General features: G+C 74.0%; 22 protein-coding genes. 8 read left to right on the top strand and 14 right to left on the bottom strand.

Annotation, left to right across the window (positions count from 1 at the left end; all coding sequences use genetic code 11):
* Positions 1-52 precede the first annotated feature (52 nt).
* The 5 genes from ACFQZ6_RS13540 to ACFQZ6_RS13560 form a co-directional block, all read right to left on the bottom strand.
* Positions 53-712, bottom strand: a complete 660-nt coding sequence (locus ACFQZ6_RS13540; RefSeq protein ID WP_381608038.1) for a class F sortase — start codon at positions 710-712, stop codon at positions 53-55.
* A gap of 3 nt (positions 713-715) precedes the next feature.
* The gene (locus ACFQZ6_RS13545) at positions 716-1,240 is read right to left on the bottom strand and encodes a hypothetical protein (RefSeq protein ID WP_381608039.1); all 525 of its coding nucleotides are present in this window, start codon (positions 1,238-1,240) and stop codon (positions 716-718) included.
* Between the two features lie 127 nt (positions 1,241-1,367).
* Positions 1,368-2,147: an HAD-IIA family hydrolase gene (locus ACFQZ6_RS13550; protein WP_381608041.1), complete on the bottom strand. Its 780-nt coding sequence runs from the start codon at positions 2,145-2,147 to the stop codon at positions 1,368-1,370.
* 164 nt (positions 2,148-2,311) lie between these two features.
* Entirely contained in the window at positions 2,312-3,130 is an 819-nt protein-coding gene (locus tag ACFQZ6_RS13555) for a hypothetical protein (RefSeq protein WP_381608043.1), read from the bottom strand.
* A gap of 86 nt (positions 3,131-3,216) precedes the next feature.
* Positions 3,217-4,527, bottom strand: a complete 1,311-nt coding sequence (locus ACFQZ6_RS13560) for an ROK family transcriptional regulator (RefSeq protein WP_381608045.1) — start codon at positions 4,525-4,527, stop codon at positions 3,217-3,219.
* A gap of 48 nt (positions 4,528-4,575) precedes the next feature.
* Between ACFQZ6_RS13560 and ACFQZ6_RS13565 the strand changes: the two genes are divergently transcribed.
* The 3 genes from ACFQZ6_RS13565 (at position 4,576) to ACFQZ6_RS13575 (ending at position 7,134) form a co-directional block, all read left to right on the top strand.
* A complete protein-coding gene (locus ACFQZ6_RS13565; RefSeq protein ID WP_381608047.1) occupies positions 4,576-5,661 on the top strand; it encodes a Gfo/Idh/MocA family protein in 1,086 nt (361 codons plus the stop codon).
* 41 nt (positions 5,662-5,702) lie between these two features.
* A complete protein-coding gene (locus tag ACFQZ6_RS13570) occupies positions 5,703-6,182 on the top strand; it encodes a heme-degrading domain-containing protein (RefSeq protein ID WP_381618289.1) in 480 nt (159 codons plus the stop codon).
* Positions 6,183-6,267: 85 nt separating this feature from the next.
* The gene (locus ACFQZ6_RS13575) at positions 6,268-7,134 is read left to right on the top strand and encodes an LLM class F420-dependent oxidoreductase (RefSeq protein ID WP_381608049.1); all 867 of its coding nucleotides are present in this window, start codon (positions 6,268-6,270) and stop codon (positions 7,132-7,134) included.
* A gap of 18 nt (positions 7,135-7,152) precedes the next feature.
* Here ACFQZ6_RS13575 and ACFQZ6_RS13580 read toward each other — a convergent pair whose 3' ends face one another.
* Positions 7,153-8,010, bottom strand: coding sequence for a fumarylacetoacetate hydrolase family protein (locus tag ACFQZ6_RS13580; protein ID WP_381608051.1), 858 nt, complete (start codon positions 8,008-8,010; stop codon positions 7,153-7,155).
* A gap of 235 nt (positions 8,011-8,245) precedes the next feature.
* On the opposite strand from ACFQZ6_RS13580, the gene ACFQZ6_RS13585 reads away from it, so the two are divergent.
* Both ACFQZ6_RS13585 and ACFQZ6_RS13590 read left to right on the top strand, forming a co-directional pair.
* A complete protein-coding gene (locus ACFQZ6_RS13585; protein WP_381608054.1) occupies positions 8,246-9,259 on the top strand; it encodes an SEC-C domain-containing protein in 1,014 nt (337 codons plus the stop codon).
* Positions 9,256-9,780, top strand: coding sequence for a hypothetical protein (locus tag ACFQZ6_RS13590; protein ID WP_381608056.1), 525 nt, complete (start codon positions 9,256-9,258; stop codon positions 9,778-9,780). Before ACFQZ6_RS13585 ends, ACFQZ6_RS13590 begins: the two co-directional genes overlap by 4 nt.
* Positions 9,781-9,812: 32 nt before the next feature.
* Here ACFQZ6_RS13590 and ACFQZ6_RS13595 read toward each other — a convergent pair whose 3' ends face one another.
* The 3 genes from ACFQZ6_RS13595 to ACFQZ6_RS13605 form a co-directional block, all read right to left on the bottom strand.
* Entirely contained in the window at positions 9,813-10,259 is a 447-nt protein-coding gene (locus ACFQZ6_RS13595; RefSeq protein WP_381618292.1) for a DUF2267 domain-containing protein, read from the bottom strand.
* Between the two features lie 130 nt (positions 10,260-10,389).
* On the bottom strand, positions 10,390-10,815 hold the full coding sequence (locus ACFQZ6_RS13600; protein ID WP_381618294.1) for an Hsp20/alpha crystallin family protein: 426 nt from the start codon (positions 10,813-10,815) through the stop codon (positions 10,390-10,392).
* 101 nt (positions 10,816-10,916) lie between these two features.
* Positions 10,917-11,891 carry a GlxA family transcriptional regulator gene (locus ACFQZ6_RS13605; protein WP_381608058.1) on the bottom strand — a complete coding sequence of 325 codons (975 nt, stop codon included), beginning with the start codon at positions 11,889-11,891 and terminating at the stop codon, positions 10,917-10,919.
* A 150-nt stretch (positions 11,892-12,041) separates the two neighbouring features.
* Here ACFQZ6_RS13605 and ACFQZ6_RS13610 point away from each other — a divergent pair, with 150 nt between their 5' ends.
* Positions 12,042-12,494 carry a hypothetical protein gene (locus ACFQZ6_RS13610; RefSeq protein WP_381608060.1) on the top strand — a complete coding sequence of 151 codons (453 nt, stop codon included), beginning with the start codon at positions 12,042-12,044 and terminating at the stop codon, positions 12,492-12,494.
* An 18-nt stretch (positions 12,495-12,512) separates the two neighbouring features.
* Here ACFQZ6_RS13610 and ACFQZ6_RS13615 read toward each other — a convergent pair whose 3' ends face one another.
* Positions 12,513-13,874, bottom strand: coding sequence for a DUF445 domain-containing protein (locus ACFQZ6_RS13615; protein ID WP_381608062.1), 1,362 nt, complete (start codon positions 13,872-13,874; stop codon positions 12,513-12,515).
* 225 nt (positions 13,875-14,099) lie between these two features.
* Here ACFQZ6_RS13615 and ACFQZ6_RS13620 point away from each other — a divergent pair, with 225 nt between their 5' ends.
* On the top strand, positions 14,100-15,473 hold the full coding sequence (locus ACFQZ6_RS13620; protein WP_381608064.1) for an SGNH/GDSL hydrolase family protein: 1,374 nt from the start codon (positions 14,100-14,102) through the stop codon (positions 15,471-15,473).
* 21 nt (positions 15,474-15,494) lie between these two features.
* Here ACFQZ6_RS13620 and ACFQZ6_RS13625 read toward each other — a convergent pair whose 3' ends face one another.
* Genes ACFQZ6_RS13625 through ACFQZ6_RS13640 form a run of 4 tightly spaced genes read right to left on the bottom strand, consistent with a single transcriptional unit; the run spans position 15,495 to position 18,869 of the window.
* Positions 15,495-16,241 carry a DUF1707 SHOCT-like domain-containing protein gene (locus tag ACFQZ6_RS13625; protein ID WP_381608066.1) on the bottom strand — a complete coding sequence of 249 codons (747 nt, stop codon included), beginning with the start codon at positions 16,239-16,241 and terminating at the stop codon, positions 15,495-15,497.
* Between the two features lie 34 nt (positions 16,242-16,275).
* Positions 16,276-17,244 (bottom strand): ABC transporter ATP-binding protein, encoded by a 969-nt coding sequence (locus ACFQZ6_RS13630; RefSeq protein ID WP_381608068.1) that lies wholly within the window; start codon positions 17,242-17,244, stop codon positions 16,276-16,278.
* Positions 17,245-17,248: 4 nt separating this feature from the next.
* Positions 17,249-18,013 (bottom strand): ABC transporter permease, encoded by a 765-nt coding sequence (locus tag ACFQZ6_RS13635; protein ID WP_381618297.1) that lies wholly within the window; start codon positions 18,011-18,013, stop codon positions 17,249-17,251.
* Between the two features lie 55 nt (positions 18,014-18,068).
* Positions 18,069-18,869 (bottom strand): ABC transporter permease, encoded by an 801-nt coding sequence (locus ACFQZ6_RS13640; RefSeq protein ID WP_381608070.1) that lies wholly within the window; start codon positions 18,867-18,869, stop codon positions 18,069-18,071.
* Positions 18,870-19,068: 199 nt separating this feature from the next.
* Here ACFQZ6_RS13640 and ACFQZ6_RS13645 point away from each other — a divergent pair, with 199 nt between their 5' ends.
* Positions 19,069-21,327, top strand: a complete 2,259-nt coding sequence (locus ACFQZ6_RS13645) for a transglycosylase domain-containing protein (protein ID WP_381608072.1) — start codon at positions 19,069-19,071, stop codon at positions 21,325-21,327.
* The last annotated feature ends 2 nt before the right edge of the window (positions 21,328-21,329 follow it).

The raw sequence follows: 21,329 nt of genomic DNA on the forward strand, positions 1-21,329 counted from the left end.
CGGGGGAGCCAGGTCGTCGACCGGGCCGGGTCTTCGCCCTGCCAGGGAGTCGTCACAGGCCCGTGCCCGTCAGGTACGCCGACACGACCACGTTCGCCGTGTAGCTGCGGCTCGCCCGGTCGAAGGTGCCGCCGCAGGTGACGAGCCGGAGTTCGGCGCGGCCGGTCTCCCTGGGCCCGTACGCCTGCCGGGCGTCGAAGCGGTCGCGGGGGAGGACCTGGACGTCCTCGATGGTGAACTCGGCCACCTTGCCGTCGTCGCGGACGACGCGGACGCGCTCGCCGGGCTCCAGGGCGCTCAGCTTGTAGAAGACGGCCGGGCGGGTCTCGGTGTCGACGTGTCCCACCATCAGCGCGGTACCGGCGGCGCCGGGCCGCACGCCCGCCGCGTACCAGCCGACGGTGCCGGGCTGGTCGTAGGGCGGCGGGTCGATCGCGCCCCGCTGGTCGAGGCCGCGGGCCACGACGGGGGCGCTCACGTTCAGGTAGGGGATGTCCAGGCGTTGGGGCAGCGCCGCCGTCAGGGGTTCGGCGGCGGGCGGCAGCGGCGCGGTCGGGGGGCGTCCGGCCGCCGCCATGTCGCCGGTGGTCGGCGCGGATATGCCGTGCCGTACGTCGGTGACGTCGCGGCCCCACAGCCACAGGCCGAGCAGCAGCAGGGCCCAGACCACGCCGGTGACGACGCGTCCGCCCCGGGGGTGGAGTCGGGACATGGTTCAGTCCGTCCCACGGCTCCGGCGGACGCTCCGCAGCGCCACGGCCACGGCGGCGACGCCCGCGAGGACCAGCCCGGTGACCGTGTGGGCGGTGCCGGGACCGGCGGAGCGTTCGGCGGTGGCGAGGTGGGCGGTGCCGCCGCCGCCCGCGCGGACCGGGGCGACCGGCGAGGCGTGGCCGGTCGGTGCCGCCGCGCCGCCCGCGCCGACGGTGAGGCGGGCCTCGCGGTCGGTGCCGCCGCAGCGGACCCTGACGCCGTAGACGCCGACGTCGAGCGCGGTGCGGATCCGGGTCTCGCCGGTCAGGGTGCCGTCCGTGCCGGTCAGCCGGGCGTCGGCGACGAACGCCGCCGAGGCCGCGACGGCCGTCCGGCCGGGGCAGCCGGTCACCCGCAGCGCGATGTCACCGCCGGGCGCCGGTGCCGCGGGGCTGACCGTGACGCCGCCGTCCGCCGCGTACGCCGCGGGGGTGAGCGCGACGGCCACCAGGGCGCCGGTACAGAGTGTGAGTCGCAGGGCACTCATCGTGAACCTCCAGACACCTGGAGACTCCCCCGCACGGACCGCCCCCGCATCCTCAGCGGGGGCGGAAATGCTCCGTACGGGTGAGTTTGCCCCGACAGGCGGTTTAAATCCCCGTGCTACCTGGCGGTCAGACGCGCTCCACCAGGTCCGCGATCGAGTCGACGATCTTCGACGGGCGGTAGGGGAAGTCCTCCACCTGTTCCGGCCGGGTGAGCCCGGTGAGCACCAGGAACGTCTGCATCCCGGCCTCTATCCCGGCCAGGACGTCGGTGTCCATCCGGTCACCGATCATCGCGCTGGTCTCGGAGTGGGCGCCGATGGCGTTGAGTCCGGTGCGCATCATCAGCGGGTTCGGCTTGCCCGCGAAGTACGGCTTGCGGCCGGTGGCCTTGGTGATCAGCGCGGCCACCGCGCCGGTCGCCGGGAGCGGGCCCTCGGTGGAGGGGCCGGTCTCGTCCGGGTTGGTGCAGATGAACCGGGCGCCGCCGTTGATCAGGCGTACGGCCTTCGTCATCGCCTCGAAGGAGTAGGTGCGGGTCTCGCCGAGGACGACGTAGTCGGGCTCGTGGTCGGTGAGGATGTAGCCGATGTCGTGCAGGGCCGTCGTCAGGCCCGCCTCACCGATGACGTACGCCGAGCCGCCGGGCCGCTGGTCGTCCAGGAACTTGGCGGTGGCCAGCGCGGACGTCCAGATGTTCTCGATCGGCACGTCCAGGCCCATGCGGCGCAGCCGGGCGTGCAGGTCGCGCGGGGTGTACATGGAGTTGTTGGTGAGGACGAGGAACGGCCTCTCCGAGTCCCGCAGCTTCTTGAGGAAGGCGTCGGCGCCGGGGATGGGTACGCCCTCGTGGATCAGCACACCGTCCATGTCGGTGAGCCATGACTCGATGGGTCTGCGGTCTGCCATGTGCGGTGTCTCCTGCCGTACGCCTGTACGTGGTGCTCTGTGCGCCCAGCCTAAGCAACGCCCGATCTTGCGGGAACCAGACCGCCGGGCCCGGACGGGGGCGCGGGTGCCTGGTCGTTCGGGTAGTCCACGCGAGGGTCGTCGCGGACAGGGTGGCGGCGGGCTCAGCGGCGCCCGCGGGTGAGCAGGCGGAGGGCGGTGCCGGTGAGGGTGAGGGCGGTGGCGAGGGCGGCGGTGGGGAGGGCCGGGGGGCGGCCGGTGGCGGCGAGGTGCCCGGGGGCGGCCTCGGCTTCCCCGGCTTCCTCGGCCGTGGGGAGGCGGTCCTGGCGGGGCGTGGCGGAGGGGTCGGGGGTGGCGGTACCGGTGCCGGGGTCGGGGTCCGGGTCGTCGGGGGCGGGGACCGTCGGGTCGGCGCGGATGGTGAAGCGGTAGTCGTTGGACTGGCCGACCCAGTCGCCGTCGTCGCCACGCCGGTGGACCACGGCGGCGTTGGCGGTGACCTCGTTCGCCACGGCGTCGGAGGTGATGGCCAGCCGCACCCGCACGGTGAGGGTACGGCCGGGCGCCAGCGTGAACCCCGGGAAGCCGTCGTCGAAGGCGCCGACCAGCTCGTCCTGGTCGGTCGCCTCGAAGGTGACCGGGTGCGGCCGGTCGCCCGCGTAGAACTCGAGCTGGGGCTGGCCCGCCCGCAACCGCCGCCGCTCGTCGACGAGTACGACGACGGGGTGGACGCCGGTGCAGGGGCGGGCGGTGGTGTTGGTCAGGTCGATCGACCAGGTGCCGTACCCGCCACCGGCCTGGTAGGCGTCGGGGCCGCCGTGGACGCGGGCGGTGACCGGGAAGTCCCGGCTGCCGGGGGCGGGGGCGCAGGTGGGGGCGTGCGGGGCGGCGTGCGCGGGGGTGGGCGCGGCTATGGCGAGGGGGAGGACGGCCAGGGTCGTGAGGGGGGCGAGCAGGGCGGCGGGGGGCTTGCTTCGGCGCATGTAACCATCACCGCCCCCGCCCGGGGCGCGGGCCACCGGAGCCCCTCCAACTGCCCCACCCGGTCCGCCCGATCAGTGGACGCGGCTCAGCCGCCGCCGTCCCCCCGCCCGAACAGCGGCGCCAGCAGCAGTTGCGCCGCCCCTTCCGCGACCTCGCGCCCCCCGCCGGGGACGAGCCGCACCGGTACCGCCGTCCCGCCGGTGCGCCGGGCGCGGTCGGTGAGGGCGGCGGCGACCCCGCCGACGAACCGGTCGGGTGCGGTGGCGACGATCCGCCCGCCGAGCAGGATCAGGTCGATGTCGAGCAGGGCGACGAGGTTGCCGGTGCCGGTGCCGAGCACCCGCGCCGCCTCCTCGATGTCGCCGCGCGCCACGGCCGCGAGGCAGAGCGCCTCCACGCATCCCCGGTTGCCGCAGCCGCAGGGCGGCCCGTCGAGCTGGACGACCTGGTGCCCGAACTCCCCCGCCCCGGTCCGTGCCCCCCGGTGCACGGCACCGCCGATGACCAGCCCGCCGCCGAGTCCGGCCCCGAAGTGCAGGTAGGCGAAGGACTGGGCCTGGTGGCCGTCCCCGGGGGCGGCCACGGCGAGGCCCAGGGCGGCGGCGTTGGTGTCCTTGTCGACGACGACGGGCAGGCCGTCGAGGTGCCGTACGAGGGTGTCGCGCAACGGGAAGCCGTCCCACTCGGGGAAGCCGGTGACGCGGTGCAGCACCCCCCGGGCATGGTCAAGCGGCCCGGGCAGCGCGACCCCGACCCCCAACAACCCAACCCCTGACGGCCCGACACCCCGCGACCCGACGCCTGACGGCCCGGCGCCTGACGGCCCCACGCCCGGCCGCCGCCCCCTTGGCAGCCCGGCGTCTGACGGCCCGCCCCCCGGCGACCCGACGCCCGGCCGCCCGTCACCCAACTGCCCAGCCCCCGGCCACCCCGCCCCCGGCCCGCGCAAGGCGTCGACCTCCCGTACCACCGCCGCCACCACGGCCTCCGCCCCCGCGCCGAGGTCGAGCGGTACCCGTCGCTCCGCCCGGACGGCGCCGGTGAGGTCGACCAGGACGGCTCGCAGCTCGTCCCGGTCCAGGTGCACCCCGATCGCGTGCCCGGCGTCGGGCACCAGCCGCAGCACGGTGCGCGGCTTGCCGCCCGTGGAGGCGCGGCGCCCGGCCTCCGCGGCGAGGCCGTCGGCCCGCAGCCGGGCGGTGATCTTGCTGACGGCCTGCGGGGTGAGCCCGGTCCGCTCGGCGAGTTCCAGGCGGCTGATGCCCTCGGACCCGGCGGTGCGCAGCAGGTCGAGCACGCGCGCGGCGTTGTGGCCGCGCCGCGCGGGCGGGTGGGCGCCCGCGCCGCTGGTTCCGGTCGCCGCTGCCCCGGCGTTCGCCCTCTTCACGCGACCCATTGTCCCCGCCGCTTGCACTTTGGCAACAGCGTTGCGAAAGTGGGTGGCATGACTGGCACTCCTCCCGGCACCCCCCTGCGTGTCGGCCTGGTCGGCTACGGCCTCGCGGGCTCCGTCTTCCACGCCCCGCTGATCGCCGCCACCGACGGACTGGTCCTGGACACGGTGGTCACCGCCAACCCCGACCGGCAGCGGCAGGCCCGCGCCGAGTTCCCGGACGTCCGGCTCACCGCCACCGCCGACGACCTGTTCGACCGCGCCGACGCACTGGACCTGGTCGTCGTCGCCTCCCCGAACAAGACGCACGTCCCGCTCGCCACCGCCGCCCTCAAGGCCGGGCTGCCGGTCGTCGTGGACAAGCCGGTCGCTGGCACGGCGGCCGAGGCGCGGGAGCTGGCGGCGCTGGCCGACGAGCGCGGGCTGCTGCTCTCCGTCTTCCAGAACCGCCGCTGGGACAACGACTTCCTCACCCTGCGCTCGCTGCTGGCGGACGGCGAGCTGGGCGACGTATGGCGCTTCGAGTCCCGCTTCGAGCGGTGGCGCCCGCAGCCCAAGGGCGGCTGGCGGGAGTCCGGCGACCCGGCGGAGATCGGAGGTCTGCTCTACGACCTCGGCAGCCACGTCGTCGACCAGGCGCTGGTCCTCTTCGGCCCCGCCACCGAGGTGTACGCGGAGACCGACGTGCGCCGCCCCGGCGCGCAGACCGACGACGACACCTTCATCGCGCTGACGCACGCCAGCGGCGTCCGCTCCCACCTGTACGTCTCCGCGACGACCGCGCAGCTCGGCCCCCGGTTCCGGGTGCTGGGCTCCAAGGCGGGCTACGTGAAGTACGGCCTCGACCCGCAGGAGGCCGCCCTGCGCGACGGCAAGCGCCCCGGCACGGACGCCGGGTTCGGCGTGGAGCCGGAGTCGCTGTGGGGTCGTACCGGCTCCGGCGAGTCCCCGCTGACCGGCGGCGGCCGTCCCGTGCCGACCCTGCGCGGCGACTACCCCGCCTACTACGCGGCGGTGGCCCGGTCGCTCCGGGAGGGCACCGCCGCCCCGGTGACCGCGCTGGAGGCCGCCGCCGCCCTCGACGTACTGGAAGCCGCCCGCCGTTCGGCGCGCGAGAAGGTGACGGTGACCCTGTGACGACCCACAAGCCACACCCGGCCCCGGCCGGTACCCCCAAGATGGCCCCGGAACTGACGCCGTCCATCGAGGAGTTGGAGGCGCAGGAACGCCGTCTGGTGTTCCGCCGGTTCACCCATGACGACGCCTGGGCGCTGGGCCTGCTGCTGGTGCGGCTGGCCCGGGAGCGGCAGGCGCCGGTCGCCGTCGACATCCGGCGCGGCGGCCAGCAGGTCTTCCACGCCGCGCTGCCCGGCTCGACCCCCGACAACGACGCGTGGATCGACCGCAAGCGCCGGGTGGTGGAGCGGTACGGCTCGGCGTCGTACCTGGTGGGCGCCCGGTTCCGGGCCAAGGGCACGACGTTCGAGGAGTCCTCGCGCCTCGACCCCGACACGTACGCGGCACACGGCGGCTCCTTCCCGGTGACCGTCGCGGACGTGGGCGTGGTCGGCACGGTGACGGTGTCCGGGCTGCCGCAGCTCCAGGACCACCGCATGGTGGTGGAGGCGCTGGAGGAGTTCCTGAAGGACGAGATCTGATCCCCGCCGGAGGGGAATGACCGCCCGCGTCCCTCTGGTTGGCACGACTGCACAGCCGTCACGCCCACCGGAGGGATCGGATCACATGACCGCCGCACTGAAGGAACGCCTCGGCCGGTACGGCATCTGGAGCCCCGGCCTGCGCTCGGAGGACCCGGACCGGCGCGACGAACGGGCCGACGCCGCGGCCGAGTTGGAGCAGCTCGGCTACGGCGCCCTGTGGCTCGGCAGCAGCCCCGCCCCGCGCCACGCCGCCCCCCTGCTCGCGGCGACCTCCCGGGTCGTGGTCGGCACCAGCATCCAGAGCATCTGGCAGTACGAGGCCGCCGACAGCGCGGCCGGTTTCGCGGAGCTGGAGTCGGCCCACCCCGGCCGGTTCGTGCTGGGCCTCGGGGTGAGCCACGCCAAACTGGCCGACCAGTACCGGCGCCCGTACACCGCCCTCGTCGCCTACCTCGACGCCCTGGACGCGGCCGGGGTACCCGCCGGGCGCCGGGTGCTGGCGGCGCTGGGCCCGAGGACGCTGACGCTGGCCGCGGACCGGGCGGCGGGCGCGGTGCCGTACCTGGTGACACCGGAGCACACCGCGCAGGCCCGCGAGATCCTCGGCGAGAGCGCGCTGCTGGCCCCCGAACTGAAGGTGGTCCTGGAGCCGGACCCGAGCCGGGCCCGCGCACTGGCCCGCGAGACCCTCGCGATGTACCTGGCCCTGCCCAACTACACCAACAACTTCCGCCGCCTGGGCTTCACCGACGCCGACCTGGCGGACGGCGGCAGCGACCGCCTGGTCGACGCCGTCTTCGCCTGGGGCGACGAGTCCCGCGTCCGCGACCGGATCGACGCCTTCCACGCGGCGGGCGCCGACCACGTGGCGCTCCAACTGCTGGACGGCGGCCCGAAGGACGCCCTGCCGCGGCAGGGCTGGAAGCGCCTGGCGGAGATCCTCGGCTGAGCCGCGCCCGCCCTCGCCCTACGCCTGCCCGAGTTCCTGCCGCTGCCGCCCGAGCCCGTCGATCTCCAGCTCCACGACGTCCCCGGCCCTGAGGTACGGCTTGGGCTCGGGCTGCCCGAAGGCGACCCCGGCGGGCGTCCCGGTGTTGATGACGTCCCCGGGGTACAGCGCCATGAACTGGCTGACGTACCGCACGACCTCCCCCACCGGGAAGATCTGCTCGGCGGTCGTCCCGTCCTGCTTCAGCTCCCCGTTCACCCACAGCCGCAGCGACAGCGCCTGCGGGTCGGGCACCTCGTCGGCGGTGACCAGCCAGGGTCCGAGCGGGTTGAACGTCTCGCAGTTCTTGCCCTTGTCCCAGGTCCCGCCGCGGTCCATCTGGAACTCCCGCTCGGACACGTCGTGCGCGACGGCGTACCCGGCGACGTGCGCGAGGCCGTCCGCCGCCGACTCCAGGTACCGCGCGGTCCGCCCGATGACGACGGCCAGCTCGACCTCCCAGTCCGTCCGCGTCGACCCGCGCGGCACGAGCACGGTGTCGTTCGGGCCCACGACCGTGTCGGCGGCCTTGAAGAAGACGACGGGCTCGGCGGGCGGCTGGGCGCCGGTCTCCCGGGCGTGGTCGTGGTAGTTCAGCCCGATGCACACGACCTTGCCGATCCGCGCGACCGGCGGTCCGATCCGCAGCCCGGCCTGGTCCAGGGCGGGCAGTTCCCCGCCCTCGGCGGCGGCCCGGACCCGTCCGAGCGCGCCCTCGTCGGCGAGCAGCGCCCCGTCGACGTCCGGCACGAGTCCCGACAGGTCCCGCAGCACCCCGCCAGCGTCGAGCAGCGCGGGCCGCTCCTGTCCCGCCGTACCGACTCGCAGCAGCTTCATGGTCATGGCCTCCCCTGGATCGCGGGCAGCCCGCCGACGTCACGGCGGCCGGGAGTGCGGCCCATGACCCCGCAGCCATCGGAGGACTGGTCGATCCTCCAAGCAGAACGTCCACTCGGCAAGACCCGGTTCACGTACTGGACCGCCCTGCGCGGCCGACGACGGCGGAGGCGGAGCCGGGCCCTGGCCTGCGCATACCTCACCTTTGTCACTGATCGGCAGTACGGTGTCCCCCATGCGCCCCGACACGCCCGCCGAGAACGTCGACCACCACGCCGAAGCGGCCCGCCTGGAGCGAACCGCCGCCCTGTACCCCGAGGACGCCGAGGCCCTGCTGCTGCGGGCCGCGGCCCACCTGGAACTCGCTGGCGCGCGCCCCGCCGCGGCCACCCTCTACGACCGCCTGCTGTCCGCGTCCGACACCCTGGAGAACCCGCACCTGGTGCGCGCCCTGAAGGCGTCCAACCTGTGGGAGTACGGCCACGAGGCCGAGGCCCGGGCCATCATCGACGGCATCCGCGCCACCGCCCCCCAGGACCCGGGCCCGTACGTCATCGCGGCCGAGGCCCTGGAGTCCCACGACGAGTTGGAGGCGGCGGAGGCGACCTTCACGCAGGGCGCCACGCTCCTCCTGGCGGACACCCCGGAACCCCCGCACACCACCCGCCCCCTGCTCATCGGCCGCCACCGGGTGCGCCGCATGTTGGGCCTGCCGCACGACGACTGGGACCTCCTCGCGGACACCCTGCACTCGATGCCGGTGTCCCTGGACGAACTCCACGACCCCAAGCGCGTCTGGTCCCTGGGCTCGGACAACCCGGCCGAACTGGAGGCCGAGATCTCCCGCCTCCGCGCCGAGCTGGGCGCCTACCGCGAGGCCCTGTCCCGGCCGTTCCCGGTGGCGATCCTGCACTGGCCCGCCGACGAACTGGCGGAACTGCTGACGGCGTACCCGTCGCTGTCCGCGGAGTACCCCTCGCACGAGGAGCACCTGGCGACGATAGAGGCGTCCCTGCGCGAACTGGCCGCCTCCGGCACCGCCAACCTCGGCACGGTCACCGGCACGGTCCCCTCCTACGAGGCCTTCGCCGCCTCCGAGGGCACCTCCCCCACCGACACCACCCTCCTCCCCCAGTACGCCACCACCCTCGCGGCCCGCGGCCGGGCGGTGGAGTGGCCACCACAACGGGGGGCGGCGTGCTGGTGCACGTCGGGGCGGGCCTACGGCGACTGCCACGGGGTGGCGTGAGCGTCGTGGTCCTGGTGGCGCTGGGCATTCTCGTCGTAGGGATCGTCGTGACCGCGGTGGTGGTGGGGCGGCGGCCCGCGCCCGTCGTCGTGATGGAGGGGGGTTCGCCGGGCGGTGGGGAGGGCGGGGCGGGGAGTGGTCGGGCGTTGAAGAGGGTCGCCGTGGGGGCGGGGGCGGGGGCCGTTCTCGTGTATCTGTGGGGGCTGCTGTACGTGGGCGGGGCCGTGCTGGACGCGGAGGACGGGGGTGCCAGCTCCTCGCCGATCCGGCCGTGCCGGGAGGGTGACGGTCCGATCGGGCCGTCGGACCGGGCGTTCCACGTCATCGACTACTCGGTGAGCTGGCTGCCGCTGCGGTTCACGTGTGAGACCACCGACGGGGGCGGTTACGACAGCGGTGAGGTGCCCTCGTACGTGAACCCGGCCGTCGCGGTGCTGGGGCTCATGGGCGGCGGGAGCGCCGTGGCGGCCGGGTACCGGACCGAGCTGCGGGCCCGGAAGGAGGCCCGCGCTCGCGGGTGACTGTCCTATCTGTCCTATCCCGCCGTCGGGGCCTATCCCGCCGTCGGGGTCAGTTCCGCCATGCCGAACAGCAGGGCGTAGCCCGGGGGCAGTTGGGCCAGGACACGGCGTACGAGGTCGTCGCCGACCAGCGTCGGGAGGGCGCTCAGGACCGAGCTGACGTCCCAGCGGGCGGTGGCGGCGGTGGCGCCCTCGATGCGGGCGGCGACGGAGTCGACGAACTCCACGGCGGTCAGGGGCCGGGTCGCCGGGATCTGGTCGGCGATCAGCCGGGCCGCCTCCCGGGGCAGCGCCCGCGCCAGGTCGACGCGTTCCTCGCCGGTGACGTGGCCGCCGAGGGCGGACAGCACGATCCGCGTGACGCGCTCGGCCTCCGCTCTCGTCGGGTACTGGCCAGCGTCCCGCACGGCGTCGATCAGCGCCGCCCAGCCAGGAGGGGCGCCCACGGGCGCGGGCGTACGCGGGGTCGGCATCGTCATCGTGGACATCGGTGGCTCTCCTCCTGACCGAAATACCGGAAGACTGGCGCGCCCCGCGGTGGGTGGTGCCGGGTCCGCGGGGCGCGCGGCTGGGGGCTGAGGGCTGGGGGGCTGGGGGTGCCTCAGTCGCTCAGCCGCTCAACTGCCTGCGTCCGCTGCCGCCGCCGGTGATCTGGATGCGGCGGGGCTTGGCCGCCTCCGCGACGGGGATGCGCAGGGTCAGCACGCCGACGTCGTACGAGGCGTCGATGCGCTCCGTGTCAAGCGTGTCGCCGAGGAACAACTGCCGGGTGAAGGTGCCCGTGGGGCGCTCGGCGGCGATCATCTCCGCGCCCTCGGGGGCGGGGTTGCGGCGCTCGGCGCGGACGTTGAGGACGTTGCGTTCGACGTCCAGCTCGATCGACTCGGGGTCGATGCCGGGCAGGTCGAAGTGGACGATGAAGTCGTCCCCGGAACGGTAGGCGTCCATCGCCATCGCGGCGGGCCGGGCGGCGGAGCCGAGGACCTGCTGCGCGAGGCGGTCGAATTCACGGAAGGGGTCGGTGCGCATGAGCATCACAGTCACTCCCTTCTCCTCTCTTCCAGGCGCTGTGTGCTGGTGCGATGCCCTACACCCAGATTTATAACTCGGAAGAGGAAAACTTGACAAGCCTCGACTCAGGTTCGCTGAGGCGTGCCGTGCGGCTCCGACTGGAACGCCTTCCGGTAGCCCTGCGGGCTCGTCCCCACCACCCGGCGGAACCGCTCCCGGAAGGCCGTCGGTGACCCGAACCCGGCCTGCGCGGCGACGCGCTCCACCGAGTACGCCGTCGTCTCCAGCAGGTGCTGGGCCCGCCGCACCCGCGCCCGGTGCAGCCACCGCAACGGCGTCGTGCCGGTCTGCTCGCGGAAGCGGCGGTTCAGGGTGCGGGTGCTCATGCCCGCGCGGGCGGCGATGTCGTCCAGCGTGAGGTCACGGTCGCAGTGCTCGTCCAGCCAGCGCAGCAGCGGCTCCAGCGTGGCGCCCGCCGGGGCGGGCACGCGGGGCGGGTCCCGCACGATGAACTGGGCCTGGCCGCCCTCCCGTTCCAGCGGCATGACCGACATCCGCGCGGTGTGGGCGGCGACCGCGGAGCCGTAGTCCCTGCGGACCATGTGCAGACACATGTCCAGCGCCGCGGCGGCGCCCGCCGAGGTGAGGAACTGCCCGTTGTCGACGTACAGCACGTTCGGGTCGACGAGCACCTCCGGGTAGCGCTCCGCCAGGTCGGGCGCCGCGCGCCAGTGCGTCGTGGCGCGCAGCCCGTCCAGCAGACCGGTGGCGGCCAGGAGGAACGCGCCCACGCACACCGACGCGATGCGCGTGCCGTTCGCCGCCGCCGCGCGCAGCGCCTCCGCGACCCCGGGCGGCAGCGGGTCGGGCGGCTCCGCGACGCCGGGCAGGATGATCGTGTCCGCCTCGGCCAGCGCCTCAAGGCCGTACGGCGCCCGGAGCGCGAACGGACCGGCGCTCACCTCCTCCCGCACGGCGCACACCTTCACCCGGTACGCCTCCCGGCCGTCCGGCAGCCTGGCCCAGCCGAAGGTGTCGATCGGGGCGGAGAGATCGAAGGGGATGACCTGGTCCAGCGCCAGTACGGCCACGGTGTGCATGGCGAGAGCGTAGGCGTACGACGGGTCTCCGCCAACCGCTGTGACCGGTGCCGCCGTGCCCGGTCCGCCGTACGGGCGCTGGCGAGAATCCGTCGGCCTCTGGCACTCCTGCCACTCGTCCAAGATCGGCCCGCCGCCTACCGTCGGCCCGTGACCAAGTTCCTCCTCGCCCTGCACGTCATCGCCGCGATCGTCGCCGTCGGCCCCGTGACCGTCGCCGCCAGCATGTTCCCGCCCGCCGCCCGCCGCGCCCTGGACGCCCCCGACGACACCGGGGCCGCCGGGACCGTACGGCTGCTGCACCGGATCTGCCGGGTGTACGCCGCCGTGGGCGTGGCCGTCCCCGTGTTCGGGTTCGCCACGGCGAGCGCCATGGGCGTCATGGGCGACCCCTGGCTGATCACGTCCATCGCGCTGACGACGCTGGCCGCCGTGGTCCTCGTCGTGCTGGTGCTGCCGGGGCAGGAGGTGTTCGTCGAGGGCGGCGGCGGGACACGGGCGGCGACCGCGCGGCTCGGGATGTTCACCGGCGTGTTCAACCTGCTGTGGGCCACGGTGACGGTGCTGATGATCGTCCGCCCGGGATCGACCACCGGCGCCTGAGCCGCGGCCCCCTACGGTCTACGCCCCCAGCGCCCGCGCCACCGTGTAGATCAGCAACCCGGCCAGCGACCCCACCACCGTGCCGTTGATGCGGATGAACTGCAGGTCGCGGCCGATGTGCGCCTCGATCTTCTTCGTGGTGTGCCCGGCGTCCCAGCTCGCCACGGTGTCGGTGATCAGGGAGGTGATCTCCCGGCGGTACGTCGTCACCACGTGCACCGCCGCGCCCTCCACCCAGCGGTCCACCTTCCCCTGCACCGACGGCTCGGCGGCCATCCGGGCGCCCAGCGACAGCAGCGAGGCCCGCACCCGCAGCCGTAGCTCACTGCGCTCGTCCTCCGCCGCCGACACGATCATGGCGCGGACGGCGGTCCAGGCCGACGCGATCAGGTCCTGGACCTCGCCCCGCGCGAGCACGTCGCTCTTGAGCCGCTCCACCCGCGCGCGGGTGTCCGTGTCGGACTGGAGGTCGGAGGCGAAGTCGGTGAGGAACCGGTCCAGGGCGCCGCGCGCCGGGTGCGAGGGCATGTCGCGCATCTCGGTGACGAAGCGCAGCAGCTCCTTGTAGACGCGCTCCCCGATCCGCTTGTCCACGAACCTCGGCGTCCAGCCGGGCGCCCCGCCCTCCACGGCCATCATGACGTCCTCGCTGTGCAGCACCAGCCAGTCGTGCGCCCGGCTGACGACCAGGTCGACGACGCGTTTGTGGCCGCCGTCCGCGACGACCTTGTCCAGCATCTTGCCCAGCCCGGGCGCGATCTCGCGGGCGTCGGCGCGCCGGGTGACGGCCTCACCGACCACCGCCTGCACGTCGGTGTCCCGCAGCACGGTCAGCGCGCCGCGCAGCGCGGTCGCCAGCTCCGCCGTCACCCGGTCCGCGTGCTCCGGCTCCGCGAGCCAGGCGCCGAGTCTGCTGGCGATGCCGACGGCGCGCAGCCGCTGCCGTACGACGTCCTCGGAGAGGAAGTTCTCCCCCACGAACTCGCCCAGCGAGACGCCGAGCTGGTCCTTCTTGTTGGGGATGATCGCGGTGTGCGGGATGGGGATGCCCAGGGGGTGCCGGAACAGGGCGGTCACCGCGAACCAGTCGGCGAGCGCGCCGACCATGCCCGCCTCGGCCGCCGCCGCGACGTAACCGGCCCAGGGGCCCGCGCCCGCGTGGGAGGCCCACTCCGCGAGGGCGTAGACCAGCGCCACCAACAGCAGCAGCCCGGTGGCGGTGAGCTTCATCCGGCGCACACCGCGCCGCTTCTCCTCGTCGGCGGCGCTGAAGGTGTTCATGGCGCGGACGGCGGAGCCGGGCACGCCCGCGTCCCGGGCCACGCCACGCGCCCCGGTGGCCCCACCCGGCCCCGACCCCGGCCCCGTCCCAGTCGTCATTCCGTCCGTCCGCCGTTCCATCCGCTCCACGCGTCACCCATCCGACATTCTCCCTGTCTGTCCTACTCCCGGAACGAATCAAGAGTTCCCGGCGTCTGACTGGTCAGGGAAGTTCCCGTGGAACCCCGGTGGCCCCATGGGGGGCATGGGGGGCCTTGTTCAACTTCTGACCGCTCCATGCCCCATCATGGGGCGGTCACTTCCGTCCGAGGAGACCCGAACCGCATGACCAGGCGTCGCGCTGGGGGTGTGGGGGCGGCCCCCACCAGGCACAGCGCCTTGCTCGCCGCGATCGTCGCGCTGATCGTGGCCCTGTCCGCAGCCATATACGTCGGAGCGTCCTTCGACGACGGCACCGACCACCGCACGCTCGCCGGTGGCCCCGGCCCGCAGAACTCCGCGGCGCCCGCGTCCACCGGCACCTGGGTGGGTTCATGGTCCACCTCCCCGTCCGCCGCCGAGCCCGGCACCGAGACGACCGGCCTCGCGGGGCTGTCCCTGCGCAACGTCGTGCACACCAGCGTCGGAGGCACGAGTGCCCGTGTCACGCTCTCCAATCTCTACGGCCAGCGACCGCTGACCCTCACCCACGCCACCCTCGCCCTCGCCGCCGCCGACGGCACGCCCGCCGCCGCGCCCGGCACCATGCGGCGGCTGACCTTCGCGGGCGCCACGACCGTCGTCGTCCCCCCGGGGGAGCAGGTGACCAGTGACGCCGTACGGCTGCGGGTGCCGCACGACGCCGACGTGCTCGTCACGACGTACGCGCCGACCGACGCGGGACCGGTCACCTGGCACCCGACGGCCCGGCAGATCTCGTACGCCGCGCGGGGCGCCCACGCCGACGACCTGAGCGGGGTGCCGTACACCCAGCGGGTGGAGGCGTGGCGGTACCTGACCGCGCTGGACGTGCTGAGCCGGGAGTCCGACGGCACGGTCGTCGCGTTCGGTGACTCCCTCACCGACGGCGTGACCTCCACCGTCAACGAGAACCGCCGCTGGCCGGACCTCCTCGCGGACCGGCTGCGGGCCGCCGCGGAGGACGGCGCGGACGTGCCCCGGTACGGCGTCGTCAACCAGGGCATCAGCGGCAACCGCGTCCTCGCCGACGGGCTGGGTCGGCCCGCGGACAACCCGAGCGGCCTCAACCGCTTCGAGCGGGACGTGCTGGCGCGGACCGGGGTGCGGGTCGTCTTCATCGACCTCGGCGTCAACGACATCCTGCGCGATCCGCTGCCCGCGGACGTCGACGAGGACCCCGCCGAGATCCTCGACGGCCTGCGGACACTGGTCCGGCAGGCCCACGCGCGGGGCATCAAGGCCGTCGGGGCGACGCTGATGCCCTTCCGGGGGCACCGCGGCTACACCGACGCGCGGGAGGCCGTACGGCAGCGGGTCAACGCGGAGATCCGCGCGGGGCGGGTGTTCGACGCCCACGCCGACTTCGACGAGGCGCTGCGGGACCCGTACGACCCGCGGCGGTTCCGCCGGGACTACGACTCCGGGGACCATCTGCACCCCAGCGACAAGGGGTACGCGCGCATGGCGGCCGTGGTCGACCTGACGGACCTGCTGGGGGCGGCACCGGCGGAGCTGTGACGCGCGGGCGCCCCGGGCGGTTCAGTCCTCGTGGCGTTCGCGGCGCTTCCCGTGCAGGCCACGGGCCAGGTCGTGGTGCCCCTCCAGCATCCGGTGGTGGGCGTCGGCGACCTCCTTGCGGGACGCCCGGCGCTCCTCCTTCAACCGGCGCCGCTCCGCCCGCGTGACCTTGCGCTCGACACCGACACCGCCCCAGAAGGCGAACCCGGTGACGACCACGCGCGGCGCGCCGGGAGCCGCGGGCGCGCCCTCCTCACGGTGGTCGAAGCCCCCCATGAAGCCGAACCCGCGCACCTCGACCTCGACCCCCGGCGGCACGACGACGTTCATCCCGCCCATGATCGCGACGCAGTTGATCACGACCTCCCGGTCGGCGAAGTCCGCCTCACGCAGATCGATCTCGCCCCCGCCCCAGAAGGCGAAGGAGTTGAACCGCCGCGGCACGGTCCAGCGCCCCTTGCGCTGGAACCCGGACATGACGGCGACGCCCCACCGCGAGGACCCCTCACCGCCCACGATCCGCCCGGACCAACTCCCGGGCTCCGCGGGCTCCTTCGCCAGGGGCACCGCCACCTCGCCCCCGCCCCCCGGCAGGTCCCTGGTGATCGGCGCCAGCTCCCGGTAGGTGCGCGCCTTGTACGTGGCGTCGAGCCGCTCCTCGAACTCCGCCATGTCGAGGCGGCCCTCCGCGAGAGCGTCCCGCAGGACCTCGGCGACTCGTTCGCGATCGGCGTCGGAGGCACGCAGCTCCGGGGCATCGTCGGTCATGGTGCCCAGCCTACGGACTGCACCCCGCCCCCGACTACGCCGTGGCCCGCTCCTCGTACATCCGCGCGATGACCGCCTCGATATCGGGCTCCCGCACGGACAGGTCGACCAGCGGGTACTCCGCCGCGACCCGCGCCACCAGCGCCGCCGCCGACTCCGACGCCGGGAACGCCAGCCACTGCCGCGGCCCCTCCACCCGCACCACCCGCGCGGGCGCCGGCGCGCAGATCGGCGGCAGTTCCCGCTCCAGGTCGACGACGAGCGTCCGCTCGCTCTCCCCCGCCTCGTGCAGCCCGGCCAGCGGACCGTCGTACATCAGGCTGCCGTGGTCGATGACCATCACCCGGGAGCACAACTGCTCGATGTCCTGGAGGTCGTGGGTGGTCAGCAGCACCGTCGTGCCCCGCTCGGCGTTCACGTCCCGCAGGAACGACCGCACCTTCGCCTTCGACACGACGTCAAGGCCGATCGTCGGCTCGTCGAGGTACAGCACCTCCGGGTCGTGCAGCAGCGCCGCCGCGATGTCGCCCCGCATCCGCTGCCCCAGCGACAGCTGCCGCACCGGCACGTCCAGCAGCGCCCCCAGGTCCAGCAGCTCCACCAGCCGCTCCAGGTTCTCCCGGTAACGCCCGTCAGGGATGCGGTACATGCGGTGCATCAGCCGGTACGAGTCGATCAGCGGCAGGTCCCACCAGAGCGTCGTACGCTGCCCGAACACCACCCCGATCCGGCGCGCGAGCCGCGTGCGCTCCCGGGACGGGTCGATCCCCGCGACCCGCAGCCGACCGCCGCTCGGCGTCAGGATGCCCGTCAGCATCTTGATCGTCGTCGACTTCCCGGCGCCGTTCGGCCCGATGTAGCCGACCATCTCGCCGCGCTCCACGGTGAACGACAGCGAGTCGACGGCCCGCACCCGCCGCCGCTCCCGCCGCAGGAACCCGGTCTTCTTGCGCACGTCGAAGACCTTCTCCACCCGCTCCAGCTCGATGAAGTGACCGCCCACTGCCTCAGCTCCCCGTACTCCGGTACGACCGCAACCCACCCCGCCACGCCGCCCCCGCCAGCGCACAGCACCCCACCGCCACCACCGGCGGCAGGAACCCCGCCCACTGCGGCAGGCCGAGCGGGTACGACCGCCCCAGCACGTACGCGGCGGGCAGCCAGTTGACGAAGGCCAGCGGCAGCACGAACGTCACCGAGCGCAGCATGTCCCTGCCGAACACGGTCGGCGGGTACTGGAGCATCGTCGTACCGCCGTAGGTGAACGCGCTCTGCACCTCCGCCGCGTCCTGCGCCACGAACTGGAACGCCGCGCCCGCCACCAGCAGCGCGCAGAAGATCGCCGCGCCGCTGACGAGCATGACCGGCACCAGCAGCGCCTTCACCACCGTCCAGTCGACGTCGACCACGGCGAGCGCGTACCCCAGCACCAGCGCGCCCTGCGTCACCCGCCCGACCCGGCGCAGCGCGAACCGGTCGGCGGCGACCTGCGCCAGCACCGGCGCGGGCCGCACCAGCAGCGTGTCGAGGGTGCCGTCCCGCACCCGCGCCCCGATCCGCCCCACCGACCCGAAGGCGAGGTCGGCGAGCCCGAAGGAGGTGGCGGACAGCCCGTAGAGCAGCGCGACCTCGGGCAGGGAGTACCCACCGAGGGAGTCGACCTGCGCGAACATCAGCAGGATGGCGACGAAGTCGAGCCCGGTGATCAGCAGGTTCCCCACCAGCGTCATCACGAAGGACGCCCGGTAGGCCATACCCGCCCGCACCCACATCCCGGCGATCAGCCAGTACGCGCGGACGCCCGCCACCGCACGTCGGCTCTCCGTCTCACCCACCCTGCACCACCACCCGCCGCGCGGCCGCCGACTGCACCACCCGCCCCACCGCCAGCAGCGCCACCGCCCACCCGGCCTGGAAGGCGAACACCCGCACCCCGGACGCCTGCCCCAGCAGCACGTCCGCGGGCGTCTGGAGCAGCGCCGCCCACGGCAGCACCCGTACGGCGTCCCCCAGGGCGCCGGGGAAGGCGTTCAGCGGCAGCACCATGCCCGAGCAGAACAGCCCGGTGATCATCATCATCTGGAGGACACCGGTCCCGTCCAGCAGCCAGAACGTACTGAGCGCCACCAGGTACCGGATCGCGAAGCTCACGACCATCCCGAGCACCACCGCGACCAGACAGGCCAGCCACACCACCACGTCACCGGGCAGCGCCACCGGGAAGAGCAGCGCCCCGAACGCGAAGGGCAGCACCCCGCGACCCAGCAACTGGAACACCGCGCGCCCCAGGTCGGCGGCGAGCCACCACAGTTGCAGATCGGCGGGCCGGTACAGGTCGATCGCGATCTCACCCGTCCGGACCCGCTCCACGAACTCGTTCTCGAAACCGCCGCCCTGGATGGCCAGCGTCGCGAACAGCGCCTGCCCCAGCCACACATAGGTCACGGCCTGCGCCTGGTCGTAGCCGCCGAGCCGCGGCCGTTCCTCCCACAGGGCGAGGTAGGTGTACGCGAGGATCAGCCCGAAGACGGTGTTGGTGAACACCCCCGCGGCGGTGGCCACCCGGTAGGTCGCGTACCGCCGGAACCCGCTCACCGTGACGGCGAGGTACAACCGCCACGCACCCACGGAACCGCCCCCTCACCCCAGACACCGAAGCGCAGGAGCCTACTGCGCTCCCCCACCCGCCCGCCACGCGTTTTCCCGGCGGAAGCGTGCCGTGCGGCGCAACGGAACGCCCGGTGCGAGAGTCTTCACAGAACGACCCCACACCACACACCCGCCCGCACCCCGCGCACTCACACACCACCAGGAGCCCCCGCCCACCATGAACGACGAGCCGCAGCAGCCGCAGACCGAGGGAACAGCGCGGCCCCCGCGCCCCAGACGCACCGGCTGGCGGCGCCTCATCCCCACCTGGCGCACGGTGCTCGGCACCTTCGTCATCGGCGTGATGCTGCTGACCGGCGCCCTCGTCCTCGGCTACACCCTGGTGGAGATCCCGCCCGCGAACGCCCTCGCCGTCAAGCAGAGCAACGTCTACCTGTACGCCGACGGCTCCGAGCTGGCCCGGGACGGCGAGGTCAACCGGGAGAACGTGACCCTGGCCCGGGTCTCCAAGGACGCCCAGCACGCCGTCCTGGCCGCCGAGGACCGCGACTTCTACACCGAGTCCGCCGTCGACCCGGGGGCGATGGCCCGGGGCGCCTGGAACACGGCCACCGGCAAGGGCAGGCAGTCCGGCTCGACGATCACCCAGCAGTACGTGAAGAACTACTACCTCGCGCAGGAGCAGACCCTGACCCGCAAGGCGAAGGAGTTCTTCATCGCGATCAAGCTGGACCGCACCGCGTCCAAGGACCAGATCCTGGAGGGCTACCTCAACACCAGCTACTTCGGCCGCAACGCCTACGGCATCCAGGCCGCCGCCCAGGCGTACTACGACCGCGACGCCGCCGACCTCGACCCGGCCCGCGCCGCCTACCTCGCCGCGCTCCTCAACGCGCCCAGCGAGTACGACGTCGTGGCCCACCCGGAGAACCAGTCGGCCGCCGAGGCCCGCTGGAACTACGTCCTGGACGGCATGGTCAAGGAGGGCTGGCTGGGCGCCGCCGAGCGGGCGGGACTGCGGTTCCCCATGCCGAAGGCCACCGCCTCCACCGGCCTGTCCGGGCAGCGCGGCTACCTCGTGGAGGCCGTCAAGCAGGACCTGGCCGCGCACGACGTCGTCAGCGCGGAGGAGCTGGAGCACGGCGGCTACCGCATCACGACCACGATCCAGAAGCCCCGGCAGGACGCCTTCGTACGGGCCGTCCAGGACCAGCTCATGTCCCGCCTCGACCCCAAGGTCCGCAAGGTCGACGGGTACGTCCGCGCGGGCGGCGCCGCCATCGACCCGAGGACCGGTCACGTCGTCGCCCTGTACGGCGGCATCGACTACGTCAAGCAGTACACCAACGGCGCCACCCGCAGGGACTACCAGGTCGGCTCCACCTTCAAGCCGTTCGTGTTCGCCTCGGCCGTGCAGAACGCCGCCAACACCCAGGACGGCCGCGTCATCACCCCGACCACGCGCTACGACGGCACCAGCGAGCGCCCGGTGCAGGGCTGGAGCGGTGAGCCGTACGCCCCCGAGAACGAGGACGAGGTCGACTACGGCGAGATCACCGTGCGGGAGGCCACGGACCGGTCGGTGAACTCGGTGTACGCGCAGATGGCCGTCGACGTCGGCCCCGGCCGGGTGCGGCAGACCGCGATCGACCTGGGCCTGCCCGCCGACACCCCGGAACTGCACGAGGGCCCGTCCGTCGCGCTGGGCACGGCGACCGCGAGCGTCCTGGACATGGCGCGGGCGTACGCGACGCTCGCCAACCACGGCGAGCACGGCACGTACACCATGGTCAAGAAGGTGACGAAGGACGGCACCGAGGAGATCGAGCTGCCCGCGCGGAACACCCGGCAGGTGATCAGCCGGGAGGCCGCCGACACCACGACCTCGATGCTCCGCAGCACCGTGGAGAACGGCACCGCCTCCGCCGCCCAGGCCGCGGGCCGCCCCGCCGCGGGCAAGACCGGCACCGCCGAGGAGGACCGCGCGGCCTGGTTCGCGGGCTACACGCCCGACCTGGCCACGGTCGTCGCCGTACTCGGCCAGGACCCGGTGACCGCCCACCAGAAGTCGCTCTACGACGTCATGGGGCTGCCCCGGATGAACGGCGGCGGCGCGCCCGCGGAGATCTGGGCCCAGTTCACCCGGGACGCGCTGAAGGACCGCCCGGCGACCGACTTCAGCCTCCAGCTCCAGACGGCGTCGGACGAGTGGGACGTCGACCTGCCCACCGACCCGCCGTCCAGCAGCGCGCCCCCGTCGTCCAGCGCCCCGCCCCCCGAGGACACCCCGACGGCGCGGGACAGCCACCCGCCGACCACCGCCAGCGAGCGGCCCGACGGCACGACCGGGGGCGACGGCGGCACGTCGACGACCGCGCCGCCGCCCACCACCGGCACGTCCCCCGCCGCCACCCCGACCGTGGACTTCCCGGAGGGCTTCCCGGACCCGGGCCTGACGCAGGGGACGACCGGCTGAGG

Origin of the sequence: Streptomyces flavalbus (genome assembly GCF_042674625.1) — a bacterium.
Classification (GTDB): Bacteria; Actinomycetota; Actinomycetes; order Streptomycetales; family Streptomycetaceae; genus Streptomyces; species Streptomyces flavalbus.

What these genes read in the sequence shown, in the direction of transcription:
- ACFQZ6_RS13595 (WP_381618292.1), bottom strand. Translation starts at nt 10,259, where the DNA reads ATGACGATGCCGACCCCGCGTACGCCCGCGCCCGTGGGCGCCCCTCCT.
- ACFQZ6_RS13580 (WP_381608051.1), bottom strand. Translation starts at nt 8,010, where the DNA reads ATGAAGCTGCTGCGAGTCGGTACGGCGGGACAGGAGCGGCCCGCGCTG.
- ACFQZ6_RS13620 (WP_381608064.1), top strand. Translation starts at nt 14,100, where the DNA reads ATGACCAGGCGTCGCGCTGGGGGTGTGGGGGCGGCCCCCACCAGGCAC.
- ACFQZ6_RS13585 (WP_381608054.1), top strand. Translation starts at nt 8,246, where the DNA reads ATGCGCCCCGACACGCCCGCCGAGAACGTCGACCACCACGCCGAAGCG.
- ACFQZ6_RS13575 (WP_381608049.1), top strand. Translation starts at nt 6,268, where the DNA reads ATGACCGCCGCACTGAAGGAACGCCTCGGCCGGTACGGCATCTGGAGC.
- ACFQZ6_RS13615 (WP_381608062.1), bottom strand. Translation starts at nt 13,874, where the DNA reads ATGACGACTGGGACGGGGCCGGGGTCGGGGCCGGGTGGGGCCACCGGG.
- ACFQZ6_RS13625 (WP_381608066.1), bottom strand. Translation starts at nt 16,241, where the DNA reads ATGACCGACGATGCCCCGGAGCTGCGTGCCTCCGACGCCGATCGCGAA.
- ACFQZ6_RS13545 (WP_381608039.1), bottom strand. Translation starts at nt 1,240, where the DNA reads ATGAGTGCCCTGCGACTCACACTCTGTACCGGCGCCCTGGTGGCCGTC.
- ACFQZ6_RS13645 (WP_381608072.1), top strand. Translation starts at nt 19,069, where the DNA reads ATGAACGACGAGCCGCAGCAGCCGCAGACCGAGGGAACAGCGCGGCCC.
- ACFQZ6_RS13560 (WP_381608045.1), bottom strand. Translation starts at nt 4,527, where the DNA reads ATGGGTCGCGTGAAGAGGGCGAACGCCGGGGCAGCGGCGACCGGAACC.
- ACFQZ6_RS13555 (WP_381608043.1), bottom strand. Translation starts at nt 3,130, where the DNA reads ATGCGCCGAAGCAAGCCCCCCGCCGCCCTGCTCGCCCCCCTCACGACC.
- ACFQZ6_RS13635 (WP_381618297.1), bottom strand. Translation starts at nt 18,013, where the DNA reads ATGTGGGTGCGGGCGGGTATGGCCTACCGGGCGTCCTTCGTGATGACG.
- ACFQZ6_RS13565 (WP_381608047.1), top strand. Translation starts at nt 4,576, where the DNA reads ATGACTGGCACTCCTCCCGGCACCCCCCTGCGTGTCGGCCTGGTCGGC.
- ACFQZ6_RS13550 (WP_381608041.1), bottom strand. Translation starts at nt 2,147, where the DNA reads ATGGCAGACCGCAGACCCATCGAGTCATGGCTCACCGACATGGACGGT.
- ACFQZ6_RS13600 (WP_381618294.1), bottom strand. Translation starts at nt 10,815, where the DNA reads ATGCTCATGCGCACCGACCCCTTCCGTGAATTCGACCGCCTCGCGCAG.
- ACFQZ6_RS13605 (WP_381608058.1), bottom strand. Translation starts at nt 11,891, where the DNA reads ATGCACACCGTGGCCGTACTGGCGCTGGACCAGGTCATCCCCTTCGAT.
- ACFQZ6_RS13570 (WP_381618289.1), top strand. Translation starts at nt 5,703, where the DNA reads ATGGCCCCGGAACTGACGCCGTCCATCGAGGAGTTGGAGGCGCAGGAA.
- ACFQZ6_RS13540 (WP_381608038.1), bottom strand. Translation starts at nt 712, where the DNA reads ATGTCCCGACTCCACCCCCGGGGCGGACGCGTCGTCACCGGCGTGGTC.